This is a genomic window from Pseudonocardia wallangbongensis (assembly GCF_054486945.1).
The window spans coordinates 1-10981 of sequence record NZ_JBRERS010000031.1 but is presented as its reverse complement, the minus strand read 5'-3'; the positions used below and the strand labels follow the sequence as shown (position 1 = coordinate 10981).

Below are 10981 nucleotides of genomic sequence, written 5' to 3'. Positions count from 1 at the left end.
GTCCACGAGGGGCTGATCGGCGCGCTCGTGCCGGGCTACGACGAGGACGAGCTGTTCGCGCTCGCGCGGCGGATCGCCGAGCGCGCCGCGCGCACGCTCGCGGCGCCGCTGCGGCTCGGCGCCGGCCGCGCCGTCGACAGCGCGGAGGCGCGCCGCTCCTTCCACGAGGCCCGCTGCGCGCTGGAGGCGCTGGCGCTGGCGCGGCCGCACGGCGACGGCGACGGCGCCGAGCCGGGCGGGACGGCGGCGCGCACGACGGTCGCCACCTACCGCGAGCTCGGCTCCTTCCAGCTGCTGCTGTCGCTGCAGGACGACGATGCGCTGCGGCTGTTCTGCGACTCGATCCTCGCGCCGATCGAGGAGAGCGAGGGCGCCTACGGCGGCGAGCTGATGCGCTCGCTGGAGGCGTTCATCGAGGAGAACGGCCAGTGGGAGCGCGCCGCCAAGCGGCTCTACTGCCACCGCCACACGCTCCGCTACCGCATCCGCCGCGTCGAGGAGCTGACCGGCCGCAGCATGGGCAGCGCGCGCGACCGGATCGAGTTCTGGCTGGCGCTGCGCGGCCGCGAGCTGGTGCGCGACTGAAACCGGCCCCCGAACGGAAACACTCCTCTCACAGCCCGCGACTGCGAGGAATGCGAGGTCGAGATGAGGGTCGGCGTCCCCACCGAGGTCAAGACCGACGAGTACCGGGTCGCGCTCACGCCGGCGGGCGTGCGCGAGCTGGTCGACGCCGGCCACGAGGTGCTGGTGCAGCGCGGCGCGGGGGAGGGCTCGGCGATCGCCGACGACGACTACGCCGCCCAGGGGGCGCGGATCGCCGCCGACGCCGACGCCGTCTTCGACGGCGCCGAGCTGATCGTGAAGGTGAAGGAGCCCCAGCCGCAGGAGGTCGCGCGCCTGCGCTCGCGCCATCTGCTGTTCACCTACCTGCACCTGGCGCCGGCGCCGGAGCTGACGCGCGGCCTGATGGCCTCGGGCGCGACCTGCGTCGCCTACGAGACGGTCGAGGACGGCCGCGGCCGGCTGCCGCTGCTGGCGCCGATGAGCGAGGTCGCCGGCAAGCTCGCCACGCAGGCCGGCGCCTTCATGCTGGAGAAGCCGCTCGGCGGGCGCGGGATCCTGCTCGGCGGCGTCCCCGGCGTCGCGGCCGCCAACGTGCTGGTGATCGGCGGCGGCACCGTCGGCATGCGCGCGGCGCTGATCGCGATCGGGATGGAGGCGACCGTCTTCGTCTACGACCGCGACATCGAGCGGCTGCGCGAGCTCGACCGCGTCTTCGGCGGCCGCGCCGACACCTGCTTCGCGACGACGCTGACGATCGAGCAGCGGCTGCCGGAGGCCGACCTCGTGATCGGCGCGGTGCTCGTCCACGGCGCGAAGGCGCCGCGCGTGATCGCGCGCCGGCAGCTGGCGCTGATGAAGCCGGGCGCGGTGCTGGTCGACGTCTCGATCGACCAGGGCGGCTGCTTCGAGAGCTCCAGACCGACGACCCACAGCGACCCGACCTACGAGGTCGACGGGATCGCCCACTACTGCGTCGCGAACATGCCGGGCGCGGTCCCGATCACCGCGACGCACGCGCTCACCAACGCGACGCTGCCGTACGTGCGCCAGCTCGCCGACGTCGGCGTTCAGCGGGCTGCGCAGGACGATCCCGGTCTGGCGAAGGGCCTCAACGTGGTCGCGGGCGCGGTCACGTATGCTCCCGTCGCGGAGGCGGTCGGCGCCGCCCACGTCCCGGTCGAGGAGGCGCTCGGAGCCGCGCGCGCCGCGTAGGGGCTGCGAATCGCCCAACGCTGCTAGCATTGCGCGCCACATGCCGACTACCAGCCAACTTGTCCGCAAGGGCCGCAAGACGCCGAAGAAGAAGCTCGCCACCCCGGGCCTCAAGTCCGGCAGAGGCCGCAAGACCAAGGTCGCCGCGCCTCAACGCCGCGGCGTCTGCACGCGCGTCTACACGACGACGCCGAAGAAGCCGAACTCGGCCCTCCGCAAGGTTGCTCGTGTCCGGCTGACGCACGGGATGGAGGTCACCGTCTACATCCCGGGCGAGGGTCACAACCTTCAGGAGCACTCCGTCGTGCTCGTCCGCGGGGGCCGCGTCAAGGACCTCCCGGGCGTCCGCTACAAGGTGGTCCGCGGCACGCTCGACGCCGCCGGCGTCAGCGACCGCAAGAAGGCTCGTTCGCAGTACGGAGTGAAGGCGAAGTAATGCCCCGTCGCGCCGCAGCGTCGATCCGGCCGGTCGAGCCGGACGCCCTTCACCGCTCCCGCCTCGTCCAGCAGGTCATCAACAAGGTGATGCTGGACGGCAAGAAGTCGACCGCCGAGCACATCGTCTACGACGCGCTCGCGATCCTCGCCGAGCGCACGGGCAGAGACCCGATCGAGGCGCTCGAGACCTCGGTCAAGGCGCTGACCCCGTCGCTCGAGGTCCGCTCCCGCCGCGTCGGCGGCGCCACCTACCAGGTGCCGGTCGAGGTGCAGCCGCGCCGCGCGCGCACGCTCGCCGTCCGCTGGCTCGTGCTGTTCGCCCGCCAGCGCCGCGAGAAGACGATGGCGCAGCGGCTCGCCAACGAGCTGCTCGACGCGCAGTCCCAGCAGGGCGGCGCCTTCAAGCGCAAGGACGACATCTACCGCATGGCGCAGGCCAACAAGGCCTTCGCGCACTACCGCTGGTAGCGCGCCCGCGCCGCTCCCCGCCATTCCGCGCGCCGCTGGCTTCACAGCGGCGCGTCGTCGTTAACGACGCCCGCGACCGGCATGCGCGGGGGAGGGGGGCGAAAAGCCCGAGCGGGCCGAGCGACCCGCCGTCTTTTGCTATATTCCTTCGCCGCCTCCCGGGGGCATGCGCCGCTGCGTCCCGCCCCCAGCCCCGGAGGTAACGACCCATGGAGACTTCGACGAACTGACGCAAGAGCCCCGGGACGACATCTCAGTCAGGACCGGGCCCCGCTGGGGCCATTTTTGTGCCCAAATCGTCGACGACCGACCGCGAGTAGAAACCGAGCCCATGCCACGCAAGTACGCCCTCGAGAAGACCCGGAACATCGGGATCATGGCGCACATCGACGCCGGCAAGACGACCACGACCGAGCGGATCCTGTTCTACACGGGGCGGACCCACAAGCTCGGCGAGACGCACGAGGGCGCCGCGACGATGGACTGGATGGAGCAGGAGCAGGAGCGTGGCATCACGATCACCTCCGCCGCGACTGCGTGCGAGTGGGACAGACACCGCATCAACATCATCGACACGCCCGGTCACGTCGACTTCACGGTCGAGGTCGAGCGCTCGCTGCGCGTGCTCGACGGCGCGGTCGCCGTCTTCGACTCGGTCGCCGGCGTCGAGCCGCAGTCCGAGAACGTCTGGCGCCAGGCCGACAAGTACCACGTCCCGCGCATCGCGTACATCAACAAGATGGACCGCATCGGGGCGAACTTCACGCGCGGCGTGCAGACGATGATCGACCGCCTCGGCGCCCACCCGGTGCCGATCCAGCTGCCGATCGGCGTCGAGGCCGACCTCAAGGGCATCATCGACCTCGTCGAGAACCACGCGATCATCTACAACGACGACCTCGGCAAGGACGTCCAGACGGTCGAGATCCCCGCCGAGCTGGCCGACGAGGCCGCCGCGGCGCGCGAGCACCTGCTCGAGGAGGTCTCCAACTACGACGACGAGCTCGTCGAGCTGATCCTCGAGGACGCCGAGATCCCGGTCGAGAAGATAAAGGCCGCGATCCGCAAGGCGACGCTCGACCTCAGCATGACGCCGGTCCTCTGCGGCTCGTCGTTCAAGAACAAGGGCGTTCAGCCGCTGCTCGACGCGATCGTCGCGTACCTGCCCTCGCCGCTGGACGTGCCCGCGGTCGAGGGCGTCGAGCCGGTCAAGGGCGACGAGAACGGCCGCGAGGCGACCCGCGAGGCCTCCGACGACGCGCCCTTCTCCGCGCTCGCCTTCAAGATCGCCGCCGACCCCTACGTCGGCAAGCTCACCTACTTCCGCGTCTACTCGGGCAAGCTCGAGGCCGGCTCGCGCGTCCTCAACGTGACGAGCGGGAAGACCGAGCGGATCGGCCGCATCCTCGAGATGCACGCCAACGACCGCGTCGACCTCGAGGACGTCTCGGCCGGCGACATCGCCGCCGCCGTCGGCATCAAGCAGGTCGTCACCGGCGACACGCTGTGCGCTCCCGACAGACCGATCAAGCTCGAGACGATCGAGTTCCCCGAGCCGGTCATCAAGGTCGCGATCGAGCCGAAGACGAAGGTCGACCAGGAGAAGATGGGCGTCGCGCTCGGCCGCCTCGCCGAGGAGGACCCGACCTTCCAGGTCCGCACCAACGAGGAGACCGGGCAGACCGAGATCTCGGGCATGGGCGAGCTGCACCTCGAGGTGCTCGTCGACCGCATGCTGCGCGAGTTCAGAGTCGAGGCGACCGTCGGCCGCCCGCAGGTCTCCTACCGCGAGACGGTGCGCGGCACCGCCACCAGAGTCGAGGGCCGCTTCGTGCGCCAGACCGGCGGCTCGGGCCAGTACGGCATCGTCTACGTCAACATCGAGCCGAACCCGGGCGAGGGCTTCGAGTTCGTCAACCAGGTCAGAGGCGGCTCGGTCCCGTCGGAGTTCATCCCGGCCGTCGGCAGAGGCGTCGAGGAGGCGCTCGAGACCGGCGTCAAGGCCGGCTACCCGGTCGTCGACGTCAGAGTGACGCTCGTCGACGGCAAGTACCACGACACCGACTCCTCCGAGATCGCGTTCAAGGTCGCCGGCTCGCTGGCGCTCAAGGAGGCGGCGCGCCGCGCCAAGCCGGTGCTGCTGGAGCCGATCTTCGCCGTCGAGGTGGTCACCCCCGAGGAGTTCATGGGCGACGTGATCGGCGACCTCAACCGCCGTCGCGGTCGCGTCGAGGGCATGGAGGCGCGCGGCAACGCGCAGGTCGTCACGGCGAGAGTCCCGCTGTCGGAGATGTTCGGCTATGCGACCGATCTGCGCTCCAACACGCAGGGGCGCGCCAACTACACGATGGTGTTCGATCGCTACGACGAGGTGCCGCCCAACATCGCCGAGAAGGTCGTCGAGGCGCGGTCCGGGGGCGAACAGGCCGCCTGAGCAGGGAATTTCCGCGACGCGCCGATTCAGCAGGCGCGAAACGCGGAACTGAGATAGATTTCCGAGGTTCGCCCATCTAGGCGATCCCCACACCGATTTCCAAGGAGCAACCCAAAGTGGCGAAGGAGAAGTTCGAGCGCGATAAGCCGCATGTCAACGTCGGCACCATCGGTCACATCGACCATGGCAAGACGACGCTGACTGCAGCCATCACGACGGTGCTGGCGGAGAAGATGGGTGGCGAGGCGCGCAGCTTCGCGGAGATCGACAACGCTCCGGAGGAGAAGGAGCGCGGCATCACCATCGCCACGTCGCACGTCGAGTACCAGACGGAGAACCGTCACTACGCTCACGTCGACTGCCCGGGCCACGCCGATTACGTGAAGAACATGATCACGGGCGCGGCGCAGATGGACGGCGCGATCCTCGTGGTCTCCGCGGCCGACGGCCCGATGCCGCAGACGCGTGAGCACATCCTGCTCGCGCGCCAGGTCGGCGTCCCCTACATCGTGGTCTTCCTCAACAAGGCCGACATGGTCGACGACGAGGAGCTGCTCGAGCTCGTCGAGGTCGAGGTCCGCGATCTGCTCTCCGAGTACGACTTCCCGGGCGACGACATCCCGTTCATCACGGGCTCGGCGCTGAAGGCGCTCGAGGGCGACGAGGCCTACAAGGCCAAGATCGTCGAGCTGGCCGCTGCACTGGACTCCTACATCCCGGAGCCCGAGCGCGACCTCGACAAGCCGTTCCTGATGCCGGTCGAGGACGTCTTCTCGATCACCGGCCGCGGCACCGTCGCGACGGGCCGCGTCGAGCAGGGCATCATCAGAACGGGCGACACGGTCGAGATCGTCGGCATCAAGGAGACGACCAACACGGTCGTCACCGGCGTCGAGATGTTCCGCAAGATCCTCGACGAGGGTCGCGCGGGCGACAACGTCGGCTGCCTCCTGCGCGGCACCAAGCGCGAGGAGATCGAGCGCGGCCAGGTCCTCTGCCTGCCCGGCTCGATCACGCCGCATACGAAGTTCAAGGCCGAGGTCTACATCCTCAAGAAGGAGGAGGGCGGCCGTCACACGCCGTTCTTCACCGGCTACCGTCCTCAGTTCTACTTCCGCACGACGGACGTGACGGGCGTCTCGAACCTCCCCGAGGGCGTCGAGATGGTCATGCCGGGCGACAACATCCAGATGGAGATCGAGCTGATCCAGCCGATCGCCATGGACGCCGGTCTCCGGTTCGCCATCCGCGAGGGTGGCCGCACCGTCGGCTCCGGGGTCGTGACCGAGGTCATCCAGTAGCACCCGAGCTGCACCGCGGCGGGGCCCAGGTCCCGCCGCATTCGCGCTGAAGTCGAGAGATACGATCAAGCGGGCGGGTCCCGGAAGGCCCAGGGACTCGCCTTCAGCGCGCAAAAGAGCAAACGTAACAAGACAGCAAGTACCGGACGGAACGAACCAAAGGCAACAGTGGCAACTCTGGCCCAGAACAAGATCCGCATTCGCCTGAAGTCATACGATCATTCGGCGATCGAGACCGCGGCGAAGGAGATCGTCGAGACGGCGACTCGTACCGGCGCGACCGTGTCCGGGCCCGTGCCGCTGCCGACGGAGAAGAACGTCTACTGCGTCATCCGGTCCCCCTTCAAGGACAAGGACTCGCGGGAGCACTTCGAGATCCGCACGCACAAGCGGCTGATCGACATCCATCAGCCGACGCCCAAGACGGTCGACTCGCTGCAGCGCCTCGATCACCTGCCCGCGGGCGTCGACATCGAGATCAGGCTGGCGAGCTGAGATGGCTGCGATCCTCGCGAAGAAGCTTGGGATGACCCAGCGCTTCCTGGACGACGGCCGCGTCGAGCGCGTCACCGTCCTGGAGGCCGGGCCCTGCCCGGTCACGGCGGTCCGCACGTTCGAGCGCGACGGCTACGAGGCCGTGCAGCTCGCGTTCGGCGCCTGCCGTGAGAAGAGCCTCACGAAGGCCGAGCTCGGCCACCTCAAGAAGGCCGACGCCTCCGCGCACCGCCATCTCGTCGAGTTTCGCGACGAGGCCGGCGAGCTGCAGGTCGGCGAGACCGTCACGGTCGAGTCGTTCGAGGCCGGCCAGACCGTCAAGGTCGCCGGCACCTCGAAGGGCAAGGGCTTCGCCGGCACGATCAAGCGGCACAACTTCAGACGCGGCCCGAAGTCCCACGGCTCGCACAACGTGCGCGCGCCGGGATCGATCGGCGCCTCCGCCTGGCCCGCCCGCGTGATGAAGGGCATCCGCGGCCCCGGCCAGATGGGCAACAAGCGCGTCACCCAGAAGGGTCTCGAGATCGTCGAGATCATCGGCAAGGACAATCTGATGCTCGTCCGCGGCTCGGTTCCGGGCCCCAAGGGCGGGACGGTGGAGGTGCGCACCGATGCCTAGCGCTCCCAAGCTCGGCGGCGGTGAGGTCGTCCTCGACGACCTGGCGTTCACCGCGAAGTTCAACGGCCCGCTCGTCCATGAGACGGTCCGCTCGGAGCTGAACGCGCTCCGGCAGGGCACCGCGGCGACGAAGACGCGCGGCCACGTCCGCGGCGGCGGCGCCAAGCCGTGGCGCCAGAAGGGCACCGGCCGCGCACGCGCCGGCTCCTCGCGCTCGCCGATCTGGAAGGGCGGCGGCACGGTCTTCGGCCCGTCCCCCCGCCACTACACCTTCAAGGTCAACCGCAAGGCGCGCCGCGCGGCGCTGCGCAGCGCGCTGTCGGTCCAGGCCGACCGCGGCTCGCTGGCCGTCTTCGACGCGACCAGCTTCGACGCGCCGTCGACGAAGACCGCGGCGAAGCTGCTGAGCGACTGGGGCCAGCCGAACCCGACGCTGGTGCTGCTCGACGCCGACGAGGCCAACGCGGGGCTGTCGTTCCGCAACCTCGAGCGGGTGCTCGTGCTGCCGGTCGAGGACGCCGGCGTCGCTGACGTGATCGGCGCCGCCTCGCTGCTGATCTCCGAGAGCGCGCTGTCCCAGATCACCGCGCGCGCCACCGGCGCCGCGCAGGAGGAGGCGGCGTAGCCATGGACTCCAGCCAGGTCATCATCCGTCCCGTCGTCTCGGAGAAGAGCTTCGTGCTCGCCGAGATCGGCAAGTACACCTTCCGCGTCCACCCGGACGCGCACAAGACGCAGATCCGCCAGGCCGTCGAGGAGCTGTTCGACGTGAGAGTGCGCGACGTGCGCACGGTCGCGGTCAGAAGCAAGCCCAAGCGGCGCGGGTACACCTCCGGGCGCACCCGCACGTGGAAGAAGGCCATCGTGCAGGTCGGCGAAGGCGACACGATCCCGATCTTCCAGGGTCTGGAGGGGAGCGAGTAATGGCGATCCGCAAGCCGAAGCCGACGAGCCCCGGTCGTCGTTTCGTCACCTATCCGGACTTCTCGGAGCTCACCCGCGACAAGCCGGAGAAGTCGCTCGTCGAGGGCCTGACGAAGTCGGGCGGCCGCAACTCCTACGGCCGCAAGACCTCGCGCCATCGCGGCGGCGGCGCCAAGCGCCTCTACCGCCGGATCGACTTCAAGCGCGTCAAGGACGGCGTGCCGGCGAAGGTCGCGCACATCGAGTACGACCCGAACCGCTCGGCGTACATCGCGCTGCTGCATTACATGGACGGCGAGAAGAGCTACATCCTCGCGCCGGCCAGACTGGCCGTCGGCGCGACCGTCGTCAGCGGCCCGGAGGCCGAGATCCGCACCGGCAACTGCCTGCCGCTGGAGCGGATCCCCGCCGGTACGGTCATCCACAACGTCGAGCTGACCCCCGGCCGCGGCGGGCAGATCGCCCGCTCCGCCGGCAACTCGGTCCAGCTGCTCGCCAAGGACGGCGACATGGCGACGCTGCGGCTGCCCTCCGGCGAGATGCGGATGGTCCGCGCCGAGTGCCGCGCGACGATCGGCGTGATCGGCAACGCCGACCACCAGAACGTCAAGATCGGCAAGGCCGGCCGCAAGCGTCACCTGGGCGTCCGCCCGCAGACGCGCGGCACGGCGATGAACCCGGTCGACCACCCGCACGGCGGCGGCGAGGGCTCGACCACTCCCGGCCGTCACCCCGTGACGCCGTGGGGCGTGCCGACGCTCGGCTACCGCACGCGCAAGAAGGGCAAGCAGTCCGACCGCTACATCGTCCGCGGCCGCCGCCGCGGCAAGAAGCGCTAGAGGGTGACGACCAGATGAGCCGCTCGAGCAAGAAGGGCCCGTTCGTCGAGGAGCGCCTGATGGCGCGCATCGAGAGAATGAACGAGGCCAACACCAAGCAGATGATCAAGACCTGGTCGCGGACTTCGACGATCTTCCCGGAGATGGTCGGCCACACGATCGCGGTGCACGACGGCCGCAGACACGTCCCGGTCTTCGTCAGCGAGTCGATGGTGGGGCACAAGCTCGGCGAGTTCGCGCCGACGCGCCTCTACCGCGGCCACACCCAGACCGGCAAGCGCCGCTAGAGATTTCCATGGCAGACGAGAACGACAGAACAGAGACGTCCGAGGCGAACATGCCGGAGACCGAGGCCACCGACACGGGGGCCCCTGAGTCCGGGGAGACGGAGCCCACGACGGCCGAGCAGCCGTCGCAGGAGCCCGTCGCTGCGGCTGACGAGTCCACCGAGGCCGAGGCCAGAGCAGCGCCGAGACGCAGAAGAGCGGCGAGAAGAGCGGCGGCGAGCGCCGACGCCGAGCAGGAGCCGAGCAGAGCGGCCGCGAGAGCGGGGCCCGCGAAGAAGGCCGCGCCGGCCCCCGGCGAGCGCACCGTCGTGCGCGCCCACGCCAAGTACGTGCGCTCCTCCGCCCGCAAGGCCCGCCTCGTCTGCGACCACATCCGCGGCAGATCGGTCGAGGAGGCCCGCGCCATCCTCGCCTTCACGCCGCGCGCCGTCGCGAAGGACTGGAGCAAGCTGCTCGAGTCCGCGGTGGCCAACGCCGAGCACAACCACGAGCTCGACGGCGACGACCTCGTCATCACGGCGGCACACGCCGACGAGGGCCCGACGCTGAAGCGCTTCCGGCCGCGCGCGATGGGTCGCGCGACGCCGATCCGCAAGCGCACCAGCCACCTGACGATCCTGCTCGCGCCGAAGGAGTAGACACCATGGGGCAGAAAGTCCATCCCGAGTCGCTCCGCGTGGGCTACATCCACGACTGGAAGTCGAACTGGTTCAACGAGAAGCAGTTCTCCGACTACCTCGTCGAGGACATCGCGATCCGCGACCACATCGTCGGCCGTCTCTCGCACGCCGGGCTGTCCGACATCACGATCCGCAAGAACGCCAACGAGGTGGAGATCAACATCCACACGGCGCGTCCGGGCATCGTGATCGGCAAGTCCGGCTCCGAGGTCGACGCGCTGCGCCGTGACCTGCATCGGATCACCGACAAGCAGGTCAAGGTCAACATCCTCGAGATCAAGCGCCCGGAGCTCGACGCGCGCCTCGTCGCGCAGTCGATCGCCGAGCAGCTGCAGAACCGCGTCGCCTTCCGCCGTGCGATGAAGCGCGCGCTCACGAGCGCGATGCGCTCGGGCGCCAAGGGCGTCAAGGTCCAGGTCTCCGGCCGCCTCGGCGGCGCCGAGATGGCCCGCACCGAGGGCTACTCGGACGGTCGCGTCCCGCTGCACACGCTGCGCGCGGACATCGACTACGGCTTCCACGAGGCGCGCACCACCTTCGGCCGCATCGGCGTCAAGTGCTGGATCAACAAGGGCGAGATCATGCCCGAGGGCTACACCGGCGCCGATCTGACCCAGATGGACGACCCGGGCCCGCAGGCGCCCGATCGCGGTCGGCGCGGCGAGCGCGACGGCCGCGGCCGTGGCGGTCGCGGGCGCGGCGGCCAGGGCGGCGGTC

At 69.8% G+C, this 10981-nt stretch carries 14 protein-coding genes; all 14 read left to right on the top strand.

Features of this window, described 5'->3' with window-relative positions; translation table 11 throughout:
* A partial coding sequence (locus ACU436_RS42120) for a PucR family transcriptional regulator (RefSeq protein ID WP_459032789.1) occupies nucleotides 1–585 on the top strand: 585 nt, incomplete at its 5' end.
* A 63-nt stretch (nucleotides 586–648) separates the two neighbouring features.
* Entirely contained in the window at nucleotides 649–1779 is a 1131-nt protein-coding gene (ald, locus tag ACU436_RS42115) for an alanine dehydrogenase (protein WP_459032788.1), read from the top strand.
* 40 nt (nucleotides 1780–1819) lie between these two features.
* A complete protein-coding gene (gene rpsL / locus ACU436_RS42110; RefSeq protein WP_012932815.1) occupies nucleotides 1820–2215 on the top strand; it encodes a 30S ribosomal protein S12 in 396 nt (131 codons plus the stop codon).
* Entirely contained in the window at nucleotides 2215–2685 is a 471-nt protein-coding gene (gene rpsG, locus ACU436_RS42105; RefSeq protein ID WP_459032787.1) for a 30S ribosomal protein S7, read from the top strand. Before rpsL ends, rpsG begins: the two co-directional genes overlap by 1 nt.
* A 331-nt stretch (nucleotides 2686–3016) precedes the next feature.
* Nucleotides 3017–5119, top strand: coding sequence for an elongation factor G (gene fusA / locus ACU436_RS42100; RefSeq protein ID WP_459032790.1), 2103 nt, complete (start codon nucleotides 3017–3019; stop codon nucleotides 5117–5119).
* Nucleotides 5120–5235: 116 nt separating this feature from the next.
* Nucleotides 5236–6420, top strand: coding sequence for an elongation factor Tu (gene tuf, locus ACU436_RS42095; protein WP_459032786.1), 1185 nt, complete (start codon nucleotides 5236–5238; stop codon nucleotides 6418–6420).
* Between the two features lie 177 nt (nucleotides 6421–6597).
* On the top strand, nucleotides 6598–6915 hold the full coding sequence (rpsJ, locus tag ACU436_RS42090; RefSeq protein WP_041731781.1) for a 30S ribosomal protein S10: 318 nt from the start codon (nucleotides 6598–6600) through the stop codon (nucleotides 6913–6915).
* 1 nt (nucleotide 6916) lies between these two features.
* Nucleotides 6917–7534: a 50S ribosomal protein L3 gene (gene rplC, locus ACU436_RS42085; RefSeq protein ID WP_459032785.1), complete on the top strand. Its 618-nt coding sequence runs from the start codon at nucleotides 6917–6919 to the stop codon at nucleotides 7532–7534.
* Nucleotides 7527–8159, top strand: coding sequence for a 50S ribosomal protein L4 (gene rplD, locus ACU436_RS42080; RefSeq protein WP_459032784.1), 633 nt, complete (start codon nucleotides 7527–7529; stop codon nucleotides 8157–8159). Before rplC ends, rplD begins: the two co-directional genes overlap by 8 nt.
* Nucleotides 8160–8161: 2 nt before the next feature.
* Complete coding sequence (gene rplW, locus ACU436_RS42075) at nucleotides 8162–8458, top strand: 50S ribosomal protein L23 (RefSeq protein ID WP_459032783.1); 297 nt, start codon at nucleotides 8162–8164, stop codon at nucleotides 8456–8458.
* Nucleotides 8458–9297 (top strand): 50S ribosomal protein L2, encoded by an 840-nt coding sequence (gene rplB, locus ACU436_RS42070; RefSeq protein WP_459032782.1) that lies wholly within the window; start codon nucleotides 8458–8460, stop codon nucleotides 9295–9297. Before rplW ends, rplB begins: the two co-directional genes overlap by 1 nt.
* Nucleotides 9298–9311: 14 nt before the next feature.
* The gene (rpsS, locus tag ACU436_RS42065; protein ID WP_183342553.1) at nucleotides 9312–9584 is read left to right on the top strand and encodes a 30S ribosomal protein S19; all 273 of its coding nucleotides are present in this window, start codon (nucleotides 9312–9314) and stop codon (nucleotides 9582–9584) included.
* Between the two features lie 8 nt (nucleotides 9585–9592).
* Complete coding sequence (gene rplV / locus ACU436_RS42060) at nucleotides 9593–10222, top strand: 50S ribosomal protein L22 (protein WP_459032781.1); 630 nt, start codon at nucleotides 9593–9595, stop codon at nucleotides 10220–10222.
* A 5-nt stretch (nucleotides 10223–10227) separates the two neighbouring features.
* On the top strand, nucleotides 10228–10981 hold a 754-nt coding region (gene rpsC, locus ACU436_RS42055; RefSeq protein ID WP_459032780.1), incomplete at its 3' end, for a 30S ribosomal protein S3.